We start from the raw sequence: 17827 nt of genomic DNA on the forward strand, positions 1-17827 counted from the left end.
AAAACCGGCTACGCCACGCGCCGCCGGTTTTTTTATGGCCTGAACCAGACCGTCCGCTAGCGCGGATAGTCGCTTAACAGCCTCTTCAGCCGTTCGGCCATCAGCTCACCACGCCAACCGGAAATCAGCTCAGGCTCAGCGGCCTGCGTTTTCAGCTGCCAGTGCCAGTTCAACAGCTGGTTGATCTGCCGACGCGACGCCAGCAGCTCCGCGCTTACGCCCTTCTCAGCGCTCACTTCCTGCACCAGCGCTTTAATATCTTTAAAGGCTTTGCGGTAGCCCGGCATGTCGATCAGATTCTGCAGCGGCGCCGGCAGGGCCGACTCCGGCAGCGCCTGTGCTTTCTCGACCAGGCTAATCAGCGTTTTGCCATGGAAGCGAATTTCGCTACCGGACAACCCGAGGCTGTCGAGCTCGCCGAGGCTGGTGGGCATATAGCGTGCCATGCTCCACAGATGCTCTTCCCGCACCACAAAGTTCACCGCCAGGTCGCGCTCCCGCGCTTTGCGCAGGCGCCACTCCGCCAGCAGCTGCAGGCAGCCCAGCTGGCGGGTACGCAGCTGCCAGGCGTTGCCGATATCGCGCCAGGCCTCGGCCGGGTCGACCACCTCCTGGCGACGCTGCTGCATCAGGCGGCATTCGTCCAGTGCCGCCGATAGCCAGCCCGCGCGATCGGTCTCCGCCATTAATTGGCTGGCGATCGGCAACAGGTACCAGACGTCGGCCGCGGCATATTCACACTGACGCTCGGTTAGCGGACGCGCCAGCCAGTCGGTGCGGGATTCGCTTTTGTCCAGCGCAACCCCGGAATACTCTTCCACCATCGAGGCGAATCCCCAGGACATCGGCCGACCGCAGAAGGCTGCCAGGATCTGGGTGTCGATCAGCGGCTGCGGCATCAGGTTGAACGCGTTGAGAAAGACTTCTAAATCTTCGCTGCCGGCATGCAGGTATTTGGTCACATCCGGGTTGAGCAGCAGCTCGCGCATCGGCGCCCAGTCGGTAATCGTTAAGGGATCGATCAGAGAGACCTGGCGGCCGTCGAACAGCTGCAGCAGGCCCAGCTGCGGGTAATAGGTACGGGTACGGACAAATTCCGTATCCAGAGCGACGGCGGAGGCGGCGCTTGCCGCTTCGCAGACAGCGCGCAGGCCATCGTCGGTGGTGATCATCTGATAGTTCAAAGCATACTCTCTTAACTTGCGCCCATAAAAAACGCCGGCGTAGCCGGCGTCTGGCGACTCATTCGTTACTTAGCCTTTATTGTCCACTTTAGCGCGCGCTTCGTCACGCAGTTCTCGCCGCAAAATTTTCCCGACGTTGGATTTCGGCAGTTCGTCACGGAATTCCACCAGCTTCGGTACCTTGTAACCGGTCAAATGGCGACGGCAGAACGTAATCAGCGCTTCTTCGGTTAACGCGGCATCTTTCTTCACCACGAAGATCTTCACCGCTTCGCCGCTGCTGCCGGACGGCACGCCGATGGCCGCCACCTCAAGCACGCCGCTGTGCTGCATGACCACATCTTCGATTTCATTCGGATAGACGTTAAAACCCGACACCAGGATCATATCTTTTTTCCGGTCAACGATGCGCAGGAATCCCTCTTCATCCATCACCGCGATGTCCCCGGTGTGCAACCAGCCGTCTTTAATAATCTCATCCGTCGCGTCAGGACGCTGCCAGTAGCCCAGCATCACCTGCGGCCCCTTGATACAGAGCTCGCCCGGCTCACCCGGCGCCACTTCGTTATCGTCGTCGTCCACCAGTTTGGCTTCAGTGGAGGGCACCGGCAGGCCAATGCTGCCGCTGTGGTAGTCGATGTCGTGCGGGTTGACGCTGACCAGCGGCGAACACTCGGTCAGGCCGTAGCCCTCCAGCAGATATTGTCCGGTCAGTTTCACCCAGCGCTCAGCCACCGCCTGCTGCACCGGCATACCGCCGCCGGCGGAGAGGTGCAGCGAGGAGAAATCAAGCTGCTGGAACTCTTTGTTGTTCAGCAAGGCGTTGAACAGGGTGTTGACCCCGGTCATGGCGGTAAACGGATATTTCGCCAGCTCCTTCACCAGCCCGGGGATATCGCGCGGGTTGGTGATCAGCAGATTCTGCCCGCCCAGCTCGATAAACAGCAGGCAGTTCATGGTGAGGGCGAAAATGTGATACAGCGGCAGCGCGGTGACCACAAACTCTTTGCCGCGATGCAGCAGCGGGCCGTAGGTGGCATTGACCTGCTCAAGGTTGGCCAGCATGTTGCGGTGGGTCAGCATCGCCCCTTTAGCCACCCCGGTGGTGCCCCCGGTGTACTGTAGAAACGCCAGATCTTCCGCAACGATCTCCGGCTTCACGTACTGCATGCGATAGCCGTGCTGCAGCGCGCTGCGAAACGAGATGGCATCCGGTAGATGGTACTTCGGCACCAGGCGCTTGATGTACTTAACCACAAAGTTCACCAGCGTGCCTTTGGCGGTGGAGAGCTGGTCGCCCATGCGCGTCAGGATCACATGTTTCACCTGAGTCTTCGCCACCACTTTTTCCAGGGTATGGGCAAAGTTGGAGACGATGACGATCGCCGCCGCGCCGCTGTCGTTGAGCTGATGCTCCAGTTCACGCGGGGTATATAAGGGGTTGACGTTAACCACGATCATCCCGGCGCGCAGGATGCCAAACAGGGCCACCGGATACTGCAGCAGGTTAGGCATCATCAGGGCCACCCGGTCGCCCTTCTGTAGTCCTAAGCCCTCCTGAAGGTAAGCGGCGAAGGCGCGACTGCGCTCTTCCAGCTTACGATAGGTCATCACTTCACCCATATTGATAAACGCCGGTTGGTCGGCGTAGCGGGTGGTGGCATGTTCAAACAGTTCAACCAGGGATTGATAGCGGTCAGGATTTATCTCCGCCGGAACATCTGCGGGATAACGGTTTAGCCAAACCTTTTTCACTGCATCACCTCTGAAATAGTTATTCGTCGTCATCACAGCCCCTGGAAAATACATTTTGTTAACATTATATTAACTCAGCGTACCAGTTTATTAATTAGGCAATGAGCAGGTTGCGAAGCGCGTCACTATTTTTTTTCTTATTCGACTGAAAACAAAGAAACAGCGGACCGGCCGCTGTTTCTTTGAACTAACAAAAACAACAAAATCATTCGGTTACAACGTTTCTGACCTCTGCTGGGCCGGGGTTGTACCACCCCCATCCGCCATAGCCGTAACCCCAGGGGCGCGGACCCAGCATCCACGGGTCGATCGGCTGCGGGGGCATCACCACCTGCTGCACCACGTTCCAGCGTTTGTAGCCGGTGGCGTTCATCAGCATAAATTTGTAGGGCGTGCTGCCTACTTTGCCTTCGACCACCCCGGCAATCGGCCCGACCACGGTCACCAGCTGACCGCGGAAGTCCACCGGATCGAGGAAGCCGTTAACATCGGCATAGATCCGCCCGCGCGAGGGTTCGCCCAGTTCCGGTCGCGCACCGCTGTCCAGCGGCACGGTAGCGATTTCTAAGCGGGTTTTCCCCTGCTGGTTCTGCACGTTGACCACCTTGCCGCCAAAGCGCGCTTCCTGACCGACGTACAGCTGCGGGGCATTCATCACCCGCACTAAATCCTGCTGCGGCGTGGGGCTGGTGCCTTTGATGGCATCCGGCACCGATACGCAGCCGCTCAGCGCAACGGCAACCGCCGCGGCCAGCAGCCAGCGAACGCCCTGTTTTTGACCCGCCATGATGCGACTCCTTTTCTCAGTCTTCTTGTTACTGAGATTCACTCGCGGCCCGGAAGTTTCTTCCACGCCACCTCGTTACGCAAATAAACCGGCTCCGCTTTCTCCACGGCCACGGTTTTCCCTGCCGCCAGCAGATAACAGGCTAACGGCAGCATATCCTCTGCCGCCGGCAGTTCAATTTCGCCGCTGCTTAAGGTCAGTCCGCTCTCTTTCGCCAGATCCGGCCACGCCTGCCAACCGGTGCCGACGGTGGCCCATTCGCCGGAAAGCTGTGCCAGCCGTTCGGCCACCGCGTCCGGTTTGAGCACCGCTTCCGTCTCTTCGCCGTGCCAGACGCCCTGCTCGTCGCGCTGATACTCGGCCCAGTAGACTTCCCCCATCCGGGCGTCAATCGCCGCCAGCACGCGGGTGGCGCCGGTTTTGCGCCACGCGCCCTGCGCCATGGTGGCCAGTGTGGAAACACCGATCATCGGCAGCTCCGCGCCCAGCGCCAGCCCCTGAGCGATACCGATGCCAATGCGTACGCCGGTAAAGCTGCCAGGACCGCGGCCAAAGGCCAGCGCGTCCAGCTCGGTCAGGGTGGTGCCGCTCTCGGCGAGGACCTCCTGCACCAGCGGCAGGATACGTTGGGTATGTTCGCGGGGACAAATTTCGAAATGAGCACTAAGGGTGCCATCATTCCACAGCGCTGCGGAGCAGGCTTCTGTGGCGGTATCGATAGCCAAAATTCGCATGGGTGGTCACGCTCTCGTTACATAGTTCAGGCCTTCAGGCAGCCTGTTTTCCGGCAGACGGACAACCCGTCGCCACACCGCCCGAAGTCTAGTGGGAACCGCTAATTAACAAAATGGCGCGCAGCTTAACACATTTCAGGGCGGATTACCTTGCCGGCGGCACGGCGAGAAAGCGCACCGCCCGGCGGATATCGCGGGTTCGCGGCGCCGGCGGCAGACTGGCCAGAAAGACCGCGCCGTAGGGGCGCATCACCAGCCGGTTGTCGCAGATCACCAGCACCCCGCGATCGTCGATATCGCGGATCAGGCGGCCCACCCCCTGCTTAAGGGTGATCACCGCGTCCGGGAGCTGCACTTCATCGAACGGATCGCCGCCGCGCAGCCGGCAATCTTCCATCCGCGCTTTCAGCAACGGATCGTCCGGCGAGGTAAACGGCAGCTTATCAATGATCACCAGCGACAGCGCGTCGCCGCGCACGTCGACCCCTTCCCAGAAGCTGCTGGTGGCCACCAGCAGGGCATTGCCGGCGCTGACGAACTGCTGCAGAAGCTGGCCTTTACTGGTCTCGCCCTGCAGCAGCACCGGCAAAGTCATGGTGGCGCGGAACTGCTCCGCCAGATCGCGCATCATGGCGTGCGAAGTGCACAGCATAAAGCAGCGACCGTCGTTAGCCTCGATCAGCGGCTTGAGCATCGCCGCCAGATGGCGCGCCGCGCCGGGCTGGTTCGGCAGCGGTAGGTTACGCGGCACGCAGAGCAGCGCCTGATGCTGATAGTCAAAGGGGCTCGGCAGCAACAGTGTCTGCGCCTCGTCGATCCCCAGCCGGGCGGTGAAATGGTGCAGATCGTCGTTTACCGACAGTGTCGCCGAGGTAAAGATCCAGCTCCCCGACTTCTGCGCCATCACCTCTTTAAACTTCTCGGCCACGGTCAACGGCGTCAGCGCAAGGGTAAAGTGGCGCGAGGTGCACTCATACCAGTAACTGTAGCCCGGCTGATTGATCTCTTTCAGCCGCTTCAGGCGCCCGCGATAAAGGGTGGCGCGCTCAAAGGCGGCATCGAGCAGCGCCGAGCGCCCCAGCGAGAGTTTGGCGACGTCGTAACACAGTTCAAGCGCATCATCGAGCAGCAGCAGCGCCCGCTGAATGTGGCTGTCCGCCAGCAGTTCGCGCAGGTTGCCGCGGTAGCCAGGGTCCCCCAGCTGCAGGCGGAAATCCTGGGCGCTTTGCGCCAGGCGGTCGGCGCATTTTTGCAGCTGTTGAGTGTCTTTCAGTTCGGTGCGATAGGCAATAGTGATGTCTTTCGCCAGATCCAGCAGCTGGCGGCTGGAGAGCGACTGGCCAAAGTACTGGCTGGCGATATCCGGCAGCTGATGGGCTTCGTCGAAGATCATCACCTCCGCCTCGGGGATCAGTTCGGCAAAGCCGCTCTCTTTGACCACCATATCGGCAAGGAACAGGTGATGGTTGACGACCACTACGTCGGCGTCCATCGCTTTTTTACGCGCCTTCACCACGAAGCAATCTTTATACAGCGGGCAGTCGCTGCCGAGGCAGTTATCGTTGGTACTGGTGACCAGCGGCCAGGCCTGGGAATCTTCCGCCACGCTGGCGCAGGTGCTGATATCGCCATCCTGAGTTTGGTTCGACCAGGAGCGCAGGAGGATCACGTCGCTGAGGGTTTGCACCGGCAGATCGCCGCCCGCCAGCGCCTGCTGTTCCAGGCGTTCGAGGCACAGGTAGTTGGAGCGCCCTTTGAGCAGCGCCAGTTTGCCGGTGAATTTGAGCGCTTTGGCGACGGTGGGCAGATCGCGGCTGTAGAGCTGATCCTGCAGCGCTTTCGACCCTGTGGAGATAATCACCTTTTTTTTCGCCCGCAGCGCTGGCGCCAGGTAAGCGTAGGTTTTACCGGTTCCGGTCCCCGCTTCCACCACCAGCGGCCGGGAGGCCTCAATCGCTTCGCTGACCGCCACCGCCATCTGGCGCTGCGGCTCGCGCGGTTTAAATCCCGGTATGGCTTTGGCTAGCTGGCCGTCTGCTGCAAAATCGTCGATCACATTGCCCCCTGGTTATTTGGACAGTGATTATGTCAGGGAGGGCGGCGTTTCGCCAGTCCGGGTAGTGACGCGAGCGGAACATTATGGCAGTCTTGCCGCAGCCAAATGGAATGCTCAGAGAGGAATGAGAAATGACAATTACGCGTATTGATGCCGAAGCCCGCTGGTCAGATGTAGTGATCCACAATCAGACCCTTTACTACACCGGCGTGCCGGCGAATCTTGATGCCGATGCCTTCGAGCAGACCGCCAACACCCTGGCGCAGATTGACGCGGTGCTGGAAAAACAGGGCAGCGACAAGTCGCGCATTCTTGACGCCACCATTTTCCTCGCCGACAAAAGCGACTTTGCGGCGATGAATAAAGCGTGGGACGCCTGGGTGGTAGCCGGTCACGCCCCGGTGCGCTGCACGGTGGAAGCAACGCTGATGAACCCGCAGTATAAGGTTGAAATCAAAATTATCGCCGCGGTGTAATTACTCGTCTTCGTCTTCATCTTCAAAGCGCGCGACGATCCGTTCGCCGGTATGCGTCGCGCGTAGCTCTTCCGCCACCAGGGCAATCGCCTGGCCACTGCTCATCCCCTGGGCCATCAGCTCCTGGATACGTTCGACCGCTTTTTGCTGTTGCTCGTGGCTCAGCGAAGGTAAACCTGCAAACATCTTGTACTCCTGCTACATTGTGGGGCGTAATTATTTCACGCCGTCCCCGCCTACGCCAGAGGGACGGTAACGTTCAGGATCGAGAAAGATGTTGTCCCCCGCGATTATTACCCTGCCCTGGCGCCCGGATGCCGCCGAATACTATTTTACGCCGTTAAGCGCCCTGCCCTGGGCGATGCTGCTACATTCCGGCTTTGCCGACCACCCGCATAACCGTTTTGATATCCTGGTGGCGGCCCCGCGCGCCACGCTGCTGACGCGCGGTGAACAGACCTGGGTCGATGACGGCGAGACCACTTTTGTCTCGGCGGACGATCCGCTGCAACTACTCCAGCAGCAGCTGGATCGTCAGCCGTTCACGCCGCAGCCCCATGAGGATTTGCCGTTTCTTGGCGGCGCGCTGGGGCTGTTCGGTTACGATCTGTGCCGCCGTTTTGAGCGACTTCCCACTGTGGCGCAGGCCGATATCGCGCTGCCGGATATGGCGGTGGGGATTTATGACTGGGCGCTAATCGTCGACCATCAGCGCCAGCAGGTGTCGCTGCTCAGCTATGACGACCCGCAGCAGCGTCTGCAGTGGCTGGAGGCGCAAACGTCGGCGCCAGGTGAAACCTTCGCCCTGACCTCTGCCTGGCAGTCAAATATGAGCCGCCAGCAATACGGCGAGAAATTTCGTCAGGTGCAGGCCTATCTGCGCAGCGGTGACTGCTATCAGGTCAATCTCGCCCAGCGTTTTCAGGCCCGCTACGTCGGGAATGAATGGCAGGCTTTCCGCCAGTTGAACGCCGCCAACCGCGCCCCCTTTAGCGCCTTCATCCGCCTTGCGGAAGGGGCGATTTTAAGCCTGTCGCCGGAGCGATTTATTCAGCTCCGCCAGGGGGAAATCCAGACGCGCCCGATTAAGGGCACCCTGCCGCGGCTCGATTCGCCGCTGGCGGATGCGCAGCAGGCGGAGAAGCTGGCGAACTCGCCGAAAGATCGCGCCGAGAATTTAATGATTGTCGACCTGATGCGCAACGACATCGGCCGCGTCGCCGTCCCGGGCAGCGTGCGGGTCCCCGAGCTGTTCGTGGTGGAGCCGTTCCCGGCGGTCCATCATCTGGTCAGCACCATCACCGCCCGCCTGCCGGCGACGCTGCACGCCAGCGATCTGCTGCGCGCCGCCTTCCCGGGAGGGTCGATCACCGGCGCGCCGAAGGTCCGGGCGATGGAGATTATTGATGAACTGGAACCCCAGCGACGTAACGCCTGGTGCGGGAGCATCGGCTATCTGAGCTATTGCGGCAATATGGATACCAGCATCACCATTCGCACCCTAACGGCCTGGCAGGGGCAACTGTACTGTTCCGCCGGCGGCGGGATTGTGGCGGATAGTGAGGAAGCCGCAGAATATCAGGAAACTTTTGATAAAGTTAATCGTATCCTGCACCAACTGGAGAACTAGACCATGGCGGACCGCGCCCTCAATCTGGATGACTTTCTGTCCCGCTTTCAGCTGCTGCGTCCACAGCCTTCGCCACAGGCGCTAAACCAGCGGCAGGCGGCGGTGCTGGTGCCGATCGTACGCCGGCCGCAGCCTGGCCTGCTGTTGACCCAGCGTTCGCCGTTGCTGCGCAAGCACGCCGGCCAGGTCGCCTTTCCCGGCGGGGCGGTAGATAATACCGATGCGACGCTTATCGCCGCCGCTCTGCGCGAAGCCCAGGAAGAGGTGGCGATCCCGCCAGAGAAGGTTGAGGTGATTGGCGTTCTGCCGCCGGTGGACAGTGTCACCGGCTTCCAGGTGACGCCGGTGGTGGGCATTATTCCGCCGGATCTGCACTATCACGCCAGCCAGGACGAGGTCTCCGCGGTTTTTGAAATGCCGCTCGCCGAAGCCCTGCGCCTCGGGCGCTACCATCCGCTCGATATCCACCGCCGGGGCAACGACCACCGCGTCTGGCTCTCCTGGTACCAGCATTATTTTGTCTGGGGAATGACCGCCGGGATCATTCGCGAGCTGGCGCTGCAGATAGGCGCGCGCCCTTAGCTATACTGATTATGAGAGGGCGCTCTCACTATTAGTAAAATCGCGGTTTTCCATTAGTTTAATTCATGTGAATAGTTGAACTGACAGGGCGCTTCCCTCTTACACTATGCGCAGTTATTACATCGTTACCGCACCCGCGGTAACCCTGTCAGGAGTATTATCGTGATTAGTCTATTCGACATGTTCAAGGTGGGGATTGGTCCCTCATCTTCCCACACTGTTGGCCCGATGAAGGCCGGTAAACAGTTCGTCGATGACCTGGTCGAAAAAGGATTGCTTAATGCAGTGACCCGCGTGGCGGTTGACGTCTACGGTTCGCTGTCATTAACCGGCAAAGGCCACCATACGGACATCGCCATTATCATGGGACTGGCGGGCAATCAGCCCGATACGGTCGATATAGACGCGATACCGGCATTTATCCGTGACGTCGAGACACGCGGCCGTCTGCTGCTGGCCAACGGTCAGCACGAAGTCGACTTCCCGGCGGATGACGGCATGCGTTTTCGCAGCGACAATCTGCCGCTGCACGAAAACGGCATGACCATTCATGCCTGGGCCGGCGAGAAAGAGATCTACTGCAAGACCTATTACTCGATTGGCGGCGGCTTTATCGTCGATGAAGAGCACTTCGGCAAAGAGAACGCCAACGAACTGCAGGTGCCCTACCCGTTTAAATCGGCGCAGGAAATGCTGGCCTACTGCAAGGAGACCGGCCTGTCGCTCTCCGGGATGGTGATGCAGAACGAGCTGGCGCTGCACAGCAAAAAAGAGATCGAGGACTATTTCGCTAATGTCTGGCAGACCATGCGCGCCTGTATCGACCGCGGCATGAACACCGAAGGCGTGCTGCCTGGCCCGCTGCGCGTACCGCGTCGCGCGTCGGCGCTGCGTCGTCTGCTGGTGGCCAGCGATAAGCTCTCCAGCGATCCGATGAACGTCGTTGACTGGGTCAACATGTTCGCGCTGGCGGTCAATGAAGAGAACGCCGCCGGCGGTCGCGTGGTGACCGCGCCGACCAACGGCGCCTGCGGCATCGTTCCGGCGGTACTCGCTTATTACGATCACTTTATCGAATCCGTCAGCCCGGAGATCTATATCCGCTACTTTATGGCCTGCGGTGCGATTGGCGCGCTGTACAAGATGAATGCCTCCATTTCCGGCGCCGAAGTCGGCTGTCAGGGCGAAGTGGGCGTCGCCTGCTCGATGGCGGCGGCGGGTCTGGCCGAACTGCTCGGCGCCAGCCCGGAACAGGTCTGCGTGGCGGCGGAGATCGGCATGGAACATAACCTCGGACTGACCTGCGACCCGGTCGCCGGCCAGGTACAGGTGCCGTGCATTGAACGTAACGCCATCGCCTCCGTGAAAGCGATCAACGCCGCGCGGATGGCAATGCGCCGCACCAGCGAACCGCGCGTCTCGCTCGATAAAGTGATCGAGACCATGTACGAAACCGGCAAAGACATGAACGCCAAGTACCGCGAAACTTCGCGCGGCGGACTGGCGATTAAAGTTCAGTGTGACTAAAGTGTTGGCTTTCGCCTGCCCCCTCCCGGTGCGCAGGCGTGAAGCGAGGGGAACTGAAAGCCCCCTGCCTTCCTGATGCGCCCTCTGTGGCGCATTTCTTTTTTCTATACCTGACGATATTCTGCCACTACAATTGCTCTATTAAATAAGCCACGCTTAACCACTCGTCCTGTCGACAGGGTGTCGCACATGCAGACTGCACAAAAAGTCATTACGGCCTATCGTCGCAAACGCATTATTGTCTGCCTGCTGGTAGCCCTGGTGACCCTGGGCGCCACCTTAGCTATCCGATTTATTTCGCAGCGTAGCGAAAATGAAGGCCATATTCGCATGGCCGCCAACCAACGGGTGGCGGCGCTGGATAACATCCTGCGTCCGCTGAGCGCGCAGCGAACCACTCTGCTTCCTCTGGTGGGTCACCCCTGCCCGGATATCCATCTGTCGCTGCGTAAAATCGCGGCCTCGTTGCAGACCGTTCGTTCCGTCGCGCTCGTGACGTCAGGTATCGTTTACTGTTCGAGTATTTTTGGGCCGCGACAGGCGGATTTACATCGCCTGCAGCCTGCGCTTCCTGCACCCCGTCCTCTGCTGCTCTTTTCGAATGACAGCTCCTTGCTCAAAGGCTCACCGGTGCTGATACAGTGGTATCCAGCCTCGGAGAGAGGCGTGGACGGCGTGATGCTGATTGTCAATATCGAGCTGCTGGGGACCTTAATTCTCAACGAAAAATCATCCCTGATAAGCGACGTCAGCCTGCAGGTTGGCGATCGTTATTTTAGCAGCAGCCATGGGCTTCTCGAGAAAGCGCATACCCCGCCGGGAACGGTGATTTATCGCCAGCGCTCTACCGAGTTTCCGTTTATCGTCAATATCAATGGCCCTGGCGCCTCTGCGATTGCGCTTGAGGAGCTGCCCGGCGAGCTGCCGCTGGCGCTGATCTTCAGCCTGTTGATGACCGGCATCGCCTGGCTGGCCACCGCCGGCAGAATGAGCTTCTCGCGGGAGATAAGCCTCGGTATTTCCGCCCGGGAGTTTGCCCTCTGGTGCCAGCCGCTGCAGGATGCGCGCAGCGGCCGCTGCTGCGGGGTGGAGATCCTGCTGCGCTGGAACAACCCTCGCCGCGGTGCGATTTCGCCGGAGGTGTTTATTCCCATCGCCGAAGGGGACAATCTGATCATCCCCCTCACCCGCTATGTGATTGCCGAAACCGCCCGCCGTCTGGATGCTTTTCCCCGCGACCGCCAGTTTCATATCGCGATTAACGTCGCTGCCCGCCACTTTGCCAACGGCTTACTGCTGCATGACCTGCATAATTACTGGTTCAGCATGAACCCGGTACAGCAGCTGGTGGTCGAGTTGACCGAACGCGATGTCCTGCAGGATGGCGACCAGCACATGGCCGAAGATCTGCACCAGAAAGGCGTCCAGCTGGCGATCGATGACTTTGGCACCGGCAACAGCTCCCTGTCGTGGCTGGAAACACTGCGCCCGGACGTGCTGAAGATTGACCGTTCGTTTACCAGCTCGGTGGGGATAGACAGCGTCAATGCCACGGTGACCGATATCATTATCGCCCTCGCCAACCGGCTGAATATTATTACCGTTGCCGAAGGGGTGGAGACGCAGGAACAGGAAAGCTACCTCAGAGACCACGGTGTCGATGTGCTGCAGGGGTTTTATTATGCCCGGCCGATGCCGGTGGAGGCATTCCCGGCGTGGCTGGCCAGCCGAGAGGCAACAGAATAACGCGCCGGCCCCCACGGGGACCGGCGCGCAGGACGATTACTCTTCTTCGTCACTCGGCGGACGGGTGACCACCGCGCGAACCAGATCGACCCGGTAGTCATTCGCTTCCACCACGGTGAAATGCAGCGGCGGCAATGACACCACGTCGCCAATGCGCGGGATATGGCCATTGGCGGAGATCACCAGACCAGCAACCGTAGCAATATCCTCATCGTCATTGATCAGCGGATCCAGCCCCAGCGCCTGCTGCAACGCATGCAGGTCGGTCGACCCCTTAATAAGCCAGCCGTCGCCATCGATAACGATCTCCGGCGTCTCATCGGCGTCCGGGAATTCTCCAGCGATCGCTTCCAGAACGTCCAGCGGGGTCACTAATCCCTGCACCACGCCAAATTCATTGGTCACGATGACGAAACTGCCGCGGGCGCGGCGCAGGACGCCGAGCAGATTGATCGGGTCCAGCGTTTCAGGTACCACGATCGCCGGGGAGGCGGAGGCCAGCGCCGCGACGTTTTCGCCCGACTCCAGAGCCACCAGCATCTCCTTCGCCCGCACGATACCAATGATTTCATCCAGTTCTCCGCGGCAGACCGGGAACAGACTGTGCGGCGACGAAAGCAGCTGACGGCGAATTTCATCTTCACTCTGCTCGGCGTCGACCCAGCTGATTTCCCCGCGCGGCGTCATGATGCTGCGCAGAGAGCGCTGAGCCAGGGTCAGCACGCCGTTAATCATGTAGCGCTCTTCTTCCGCAAAGGCGCCTTCCGGTACCGGCACCGCCGCCGGGCTGTCAGCGTCGTGGTTGACGGAGGCCTGTTTAATACGGCCGCCCATCAGACGCAAGATCGCATCCGCGGTACGGGCGCGCAGCGGCAACGTCGACTGGTGACGTACAAAGTTGCGGCGCGCCACCTGGTTAAAGAACTCAATGATGATCGAGAAACCGATCGCCGCGTAAAGGTACCCTTTCGGAATATGGAAGCCAAACCCTTCCGCCACCAGACTCAGGCCGATCATCAACAGGAAGCTCAGACAGAGCACCACCACCGTCGGGTGCTGGTTGACAAAGCGCGTCAACGGCTTGGAGGCCAGCAGCATCATGATCATCGCGATCACGACCGCTGCCATCATCACCGGCAGATGGTTCACCATCCCGACCGCGGTGATCACCGCGTCCAGTGAGAAGACGGCATCCAGCACTACGATCTGCAGTACCACCACCCAGAAACTGGCATAGCCTTTCCCGTGACCGGCATCGTGCTGGCGGTTTTCCAGCCGTTCATGCAGCTCAGTTGTCGCCTTGAACAGCAAGAAGATCCCGCCAAGCAGCATGATGAGGTCACGCCCGGAAAAGGAGAAATCGGCGATAGTAATCAGCGGCTTCGTCAGCGTCACCATCCAGGAGATCACCGACAGCAGCCCCAGGCGCATCACCAGCGCCAGCGACAGGCCGATCAGTCGCGCTTTATCACGCTGCTTCGGCGGCAGTTTGTCCGCCAGGATGGCAATAAACACCAGGTTATCAATACCGAGCACAATTTCCAGAACGATAAGCGTCAACAGGCCGGCCCAGATTGAGGGATCCATTAACAATTCCATGTGCGACTCCGGTTAGCGGCAAGGTCAGTCATCGCCATGTCATGCACGGACGCGACAATAGATGCTGAAAGATAAGCGTGATGCGTGGAGGTGGCAACCAGGTGCCAGAAAGTGAAAAGACGTCGATGACGGTCCATACTGCGGGCTATGCCCTATACTCCTGAGTAATTAAACGGAAGTTAAACATAGCAAAATATAGAGCGAAATTGGAAAAGATTTACCTGAATTTGCAATAACTAAGGCTATTTTTTGCGCTGCAAAATTATTAGCAGGCGATGCCTGATTAACGGATCTTCATCACATTAATTATTTTTTCACTGTCTAAAATAATTCGCGGTAGTAACTATTTTCTATCTTACACCCTAACTGAATCGATTTTGTCCTCAAGAGTGATTCAGGATGTATCAAAGCAGATGATGCATTCACGATAATAAAGGAGGTAGCAAGTGACGATTGCTATTGTAATAGGCACACATGGTTGGGCTGCAGAACAGCTGCTGAAAACAGCAGAGATGCTGTTGGGCGAGCAGGAAAACGTTGGCTGGATCGATTTCGTTCCGGGTGAAAACGCCGAAACGCTGATCGAGAAATACAATGCCCAGTTGGCAAAACTGGATACCAGTAAAGGCGTGCTGTTTCTCGTCGATACATGGGGAGGCAGCCCGTTCAACGCTGCGAGCCGCATTGTCGTCGATAAAGAGCACTACGAAGTTATCGCCGGCGTCAACATCCCGATGCTGGTGGAAACCTTCATGGCCCGCGATGACGATCCTTCCTTTGATGAGCTGGTCGCCTTAGCGGTAGAGACCGGCAGCGAAGGCGTGAAAGCGCTGAAGGCCAAACCGGTGGAAAAAGCGGCCCCTGCGCCCGCTCCAGCCGCGGCGCCTAAAGCCGCAGCACCGGCCAAACCGATGGGTCCGAATGACTACATGGTGATTGGCCTCGCGCGTATCGACGATCGCCTGATCCATGGTCAGGTCGCCACCCGTTGGACCAAAGAGACCAACGTCACCCGCATCATCGTCGTCAGCGACGAAGTCGCCGCAGATACCGTGCGCAAAACCCTGTTGACCCAGGTTGCGCCGCCGGGCGTCACCGCCCACGTGGTGGACGTCGCCAAAATGATCCGCGTCTACAACAACCCGATGTACGCCGGACAGCGCGTCATGCTGCTGTTTACTAACCCGACCGACGTTGAGCGCGTCGTCGAGGGCGGCGTGAAAATCACCAGCGTCAACATCGGCGGTATGGCGTTCCGCCAGGGCAAAACCCAGGTTAACAACGCGATTTCGGTCGATGCCAAAGATATTGAGGCGTTTAACAAGCTGAACGCACGCGGTATCGAGCTGGAGGCACGTAAAGTGTCCACCGACCCGAAACTGAAAATGATGGATCTGATCGCCAAGGTCGATAAATAACCCGGACGATCGCGCCCCAGTTTTCACTTTAAGACTTAATCAACAGGAGAAGTACAATGGAGATTACCCTTCTTCAGATTGTGCTGGTGTTCATCGTCGCGTGTATTGCGGGTATGGAGTCGGTGCTTGATGAATTTCAGTTCCACCGTCCTCTGGTCGCCTGTACGCTGATCGGCGCCGTTCTCGGCGATATGAAAACCGGTATTATTATCGGCGGTACGCTGGAAATGATCGCCCTGGGCTGGATGAACATCGGTGCGGCGGTTGCCCCTGATGCCGCGCTGGCGTCCATTATTTCCACCGTTCTGGTTATTGCCGGCCATCAGAGCATCGGCGCCGGCATCGCGCTGGCTATCCCGCTGGCGGCTGCAGGCCAGGTGCTGACCATCATCGTGCGTACTATCACCGTAGCCTTCCAGCACGCGGCGGATAAAGCGGCGGAGAATGGCAACCTGACCGCCCTGTCGTGGCTGCACGTCTCGTCCCTGTTCCTGCAGGCGATGCGTATCGCTATCCCGGCCGTCATCGTGGCCATTTCCGTCGGTACCAGCGAAGTCCAGGGCCTGCTGAACGCAATCCCTGAAGTGGTCACCAGCGGCCTGAACATTGCCGGCGGCATGATCGTGGTGGTTGGTTACGCGATGGTCATCAATATGATGCGCGCGGGCTACCTGATGCCGTTCTTCTACCTCGGCTTCGTCACCGCCGCCTTCACCAACTTCAACCTGGTGGCCCTGGGCGTGATTGGCGCGGTCATGGCAATCCTCTACATCCAGCTGAGCCCGAAATATAACCGCGTCGCCGGTGCCCCGGCTCAGGCGGCTGGTAACAACGATCTCGATAACGAACTGGACTAACAGGTGAGCGAAATGGTTGATATGACTAAAAATACCACCGAGAAAAAACTCACTCAGAGTGATATTCGTGGCGTGTTCATTCGTTCTAACCTGTTCCAGGGTTCATGGAACTTCGAACGTATGCAGGCGCTGGGCTTCTGCTTCTCTATGGTTCCGGCGATTCGTCGTCTGTACCCGGAGAATAACGATGCGCGTAAGCAGGCGATTAAGCGTCACCTTGAGTTCTTCAATACCCATCCTTACGTTGCCGCTCCGGTACTGGGCGTAACGCTGGCGATGGAAGAGCAGCGCGCCAATGGCGCAGAGATTGACGATGGCGCTATCAACGGCATCAAAGTCGGTCTGATGGGGCCGCTGGCCGGTGTCGGCGACCCAATCTTCTGGGGCACTGTGCGTCCGGTGTTCGCGGCCTTAGGCGCCGGGATCGCGATGAGCGGAAGCCTGCTCGGCCCTCTGCTGTTCTTTATCCTGTTCAACGCGGTGCGACTGCTGACCCGCTACTATGGCGTCGCCTACGGCTACCGCAAAGGCGTGGACATCGTGAAAGATATGGGCGGCGGCTTCCTGCAGAAACTGACTGAAGGGGCGTCAATCCTCGGCCTGTTTGTCATGGGGGCGCTGGTTAACAAGTGGACGCACGTGAACATTCCGATGGTGGTGTCAAAAATCACCGGCTCTGACGGACAGGTTCATGTCACCACGGTGCAGACGATCCTCGACCAGCTGATGCCGGGCCTGGTACCGCTGCTGCTGACCTTCGCCTGTATGTGGCTGCTGCGTAAGAAAGTTAACCCGCTGTGGATCATCGTTGGCTTCTTCGTCATCGGTATCGCAGGCTACGCTGTCGGCCTGCTGGGTCTGTAATTTCCAGGTTGTACGCCGGGGGCTAGCCCCCGGCTTTTTTTTATCAGGAGGAACGCAAAGCAATGACATTCACGGACCTGGTGATCATCCTGTTCATCCTTGCGCTACTGGCCTACGCGGTGTATGACCAGTTTATTATGCCGAGGCGCAACGGCCCGGTGCTGCTGGCCATTCCCCTGCTTCGCCGCAGCCGCGTTGACGGCCTGATCTTTGTCGGCCTCATCGCCATTCTAATCTATAACAACATCACCCAGCACGGCACCCCAATCACCACCTGGCTATTGTCTGCGCTGGCGCTGATGGGACTCTATTTATTCTGGATCCGTACGCCGAAAATCATTTTCAAACCGCGCGGCTTTTTCTTCGCCAACGTGTGGATAGAATATCAGCGAATTAAAGAGATGAATTTATCCGAAGACGGCGTGCTGGTGATGCAATTAGAGCAACGGCGGCTGCTGATTCGCGTACGAAATATCGACGATCTGGAGAAGATATACAAACTTCTTGTTTCAACTCAATGAGTTATAAATATAGCCAGCGCTATGTTTTTTCCGATTTCGTCTGGGGGATTATATAGCCATGGCTATATTTCCCCACCTGCTCTTCTGTTTT

General features: G+C 58.8%; 16 protein-coding genes. 9 read left to right on the forward strand and 7 right to left on the reverse strand.

What is annotated here, in order from left to right; translation table 11 throughout:
* Positions 1-56 precede the first annotated feature (56 nt).
* The 5 genes from rnd to MKS11_RS13280 form a co-directional block, all read right to left on the reverse strand.
* Complete coding sequence (rnd, locus tag MKS11_RS13260; protein WP_176377263.1) at positions 57-1172, reverse strand: ribonuclease D; 1116 nt, start codon at positions 1170-1172, stop codon at positions 57-59.
* A gap of 81 nt (positions 1173-1253) precedes the next feature.
* Positions 1254-2939, reverse strand: coding sequence for a long-chain-fatty-acid--CoA ligase FadD (gene fadD / locus MKS11_RS13265; protein ID WP_087771330.1), 1686 nt, complete (start codon positions 2937-2939; stop codon positions 1254-1256).
* 205 nt (positions 2940-3144) lie between these two features.
* Entirely contained in the window at positions 3145-3726 is a 582-nt protein-coding gene (locus tag MKS11_RS13270) for a Slp family lipoprotein (protein ID WP_032456304.1), read from the reverse strand.
* A 38-nt stretch (positions 3727-3764) separates the two neighbouring features.
* Positions 3765-4460 (reverse strand): tRNA (adenosine(37)-N6)-threonylcarbamoyltransferase complex dimerization subunit type 1 TsaB, encoded by a 696-nt coding sequence (gene tsaB, locus MKS11_RS13275; RefSeq protein WP_017900203.1) that lies wholly within the window; start codon positions 4458-4460, stop codon positions 3765-3767.
* Between the two features lie 145 nt (positions 4461-4605).
* A complete protein-coding gene (locus MKS11_RS13280) occupies positions 4606-6516 on the reverse strand; it encodes an ATP-dependent DNA helicase (protein ID WP_004175456.1) in 1911 nt (636 codons plus the stop codon).
* Between the two features lie 131 nt (positions 6517-6647).
* Here MKS11_RS13280 and MKS11_RS13285 point away from each other — a divergent pair, with 131 nt between their 5' ends.
* Positions 6648-6992, forward strand: a complete 345-nt coding sequence (locus MKS11_RS13285; protein WP_002910910.1) for a RidA family protein — start codon at positions 6648-6650, stop codon at positions 6990-6992.
* On the opposite strand, the gene MKS11_RS13290 is transcribed toward MKS11_RS13285, so the two are convergent.
* Positions 6993-7178: a YoaH family protein gene (locus tag MKS11_RS13290; protein WP_004203339.1), complete on the reverse strand. Its 186-nt coding sequence runs from the start codon at positions 7176-7178 to the stop codon at positions 6993-6995.
* Positions 7179-7266: 88 nt separating this feature from the next.
* Between MKS11_RS13290 and pabB the strand changes: the two genes are divergently transcribed.
* From pabB to MKS11_RS13310, 4 genes are all read left to right on the forward strand, one after another.
* Complete coding sequence (gene pabB, locus MKS11_RS13295; protein ID WP_087771220.1) at positions 7267-8622, forward strand: aminodeoxychorismate synthase component 1; 1356 nt, start codon at positions 7267-7269, stop codon at positions 8620-8622.
* 3 nt (positions 8623-8625) lie between these two features.
* Positions 8626-9204, forward strand: a complete 579-nt coding sequence (locus MKS11_RS13300) for a CoA pyrophosphatase (protein WP_004203342.1) — start codon at positions 8626-8628, stop codon at positions 9202-9204.
* A gap of 162 nt (positions 9205-9366) precedes the next feature.
* Positions 9367-10731 (forward strand): L-serine ammonia-lyase, encoded by a 1365-nt coding sequence (gene sdaA, locus MKS11_RS13305; protein ID WP_004203344.1) that lies wholly within the window; start codon positions 9367-9369, stop codon positions 10729-10731.
* A 189-nt stretch (positions 10732-10920) separates the two neighbouring features.
* Positions 10921-12477: an EAL domain-containing protein gene (locus tag MKS11_RS13310; protein ID WP_284109589.1), complete on the forward strand. Its 1557-nt coding sequence runs from the start codon at positions 10921-10923 to the stop codon at positions 12475-12477.
* A 36-nt stretch (positions 12478-12513) separates the two neighbouring features.
* Here MKS11_RS13310 and yoaE read toward each other — a convergent pair whose 3' ends face one another.
* The gene (yoaE, locus tag MKS11_RS13315; RefSeq protein ID WP_087771218.1) at positions 12514-14076 is read right to left on the reverse strand and encodes a CNNM family cation transport protein YoaE; all 1563 of its coding nucleotides are present in this window, start codon (positions 14074-14076) and stop codon (positions 12514-12516) included.
* A gap of 446 nt (positions 14077-14522) precedes the next feature.
* Between yoaE and manX the strand changes: the two genes are divergently transcribed.
* The 4 genes from manX to MKS11_RS13335 all read left to right on the forward strand — a co-directional run bounded on the left by manX (position 14523) and on the right by MKS11_RS13335 (position 17736).
* Positions 14523-15494, forward strand: coding sequence for a PTS mannose transporter subunit IIAB (manX, locus tag MKS11_RS13320; protein WP_004203357.1), 972 nt, complete (start codon positions 14523-14525; stop codon positions 15492-15494).
* Positions 15495-15550: 56 nt separating this feature from the next.
* Entirely contained in the window at positions 15551-16351 is an 801-nt protein-coding gene (locus MKS11_RS13325; RefSeq protein WP_004203359.1) for a PTS mannose/fructose/sorbose transporter subunit IIC, read from the forward strand.
* A gap of 12 nt (positions 16352-16363) precedes the next feature.
* Positions 16364-17215, forward strand: coding sequence for a PTS mannose transporter subunit IID (locus MKS11_RS13330; protein WP_004145526.1), 852 nt, complete (start codon positions 16364-16366; stop codon positions 17213-17215).
* A gap of 62 nt (positions 17216-17277) precedes the next feature.
* A complete protein-coding gene (locus tag MKS11_RS13335) occupies positions 17278-17736 on the forward strand; it encodes a DUF986 family protein (protein WP_004203361.1) in 459 nt (152 codons plus the stop codon).
* The last annotated feature ends 91 nt before the right edge of the window (positions 17737-17827 follow it).

The organism is Klebsiella sp. K5-45 (assembly GCF_030128605.1).
In the GTDB taxonomy this organism is placed as follows: domain Bacteria; phylum Pseudomonadota; class Gammaproteobacteria; order Enterobacterales; family Enterobacteriaceae; genus Klebsiella; species Klebsiella quasipneumoniae.

Coding starts and splice junctions, on each gene's coding strand:
- MKS11_RS13300 (WP_004203342.1), top strand. CDS start 8,626: ATGGCGGACCGCGCCCTCAATCTGGATGACTTTCTGTCCCGCTTTCAG.
- MKS11_RS13290 (WP_004203339.1), bottom strand. CDS start 7,178: ATGTTTGCAGGTTTACCTTCGCTGAGCCACGAGCAACAGCAAAAAGCG.
- rnd (WP_176377263.1), bottom strand. CDS start 1,172: ATGATCACCACCGACGATGGCCTGCGCGCTGTCTGCGAAGCGGCAAGC.
- yoaE (WP_087771218.1), bottom strand. CDS start 14,076: ATGGAATTGTTAATGGATCCCTCAATCTGGGCCGGCCTGTTGACGCTT.
- MKS11_RS13325 (WP_004203359.1), top strand. CDS start 15,551: ATGGAGATTACCCTTCTTCAGATTGTGCTGGTGTTCATCGTCGCGTGT.
- pabB (WP_087771220.1), top strand. CDS start 7,267: ATGTTGTCCCCCGCGATTATTACCCTGCCCTGGCGCCCGGATGCCGCC.
- tsaB (WP_017900203.1), bottom strand. CDS start 4,460: ATGCGAATTTTGGCTATCGATACCGCCACAGAAGCCTGCTCCGCAGCG.
- MKS11_RS13310 (WP_284109589.1), top strand. CDS start 10,921: ATGCAGACTGCACAAAAAGTCATTACGGCCTATCGTCGCAAACGCATT.
- MKS11_RS13270 (WP_032456304.1), bottom strand. CDS start 3,726: ATGGCGGGTCAAAAACAGGGCGTTCGCTGGCTGCTGGCCGCGGCGGTT.
- MKS11_RS13330 (WP_004145526.1), top strand. CDS start 16,364: ATGGTTGATATGACTAAAAATACCACCGAGAAAAAACTCACTCAGAGT.
- MKS11_RS13285 (WP_002910910.1), top strand. CDS start 6,648: ATGACAATTACGCGTATTGATGCCGAAGCCCGCTGGTCAGATGTAGTG.
- MKS11_RS13335 (WP_004203361.1), top strand. CDS start 17,278: ATGACATTCACGGACCTGGTGATCATCCTGTTCATCCTTGCGCTACTG.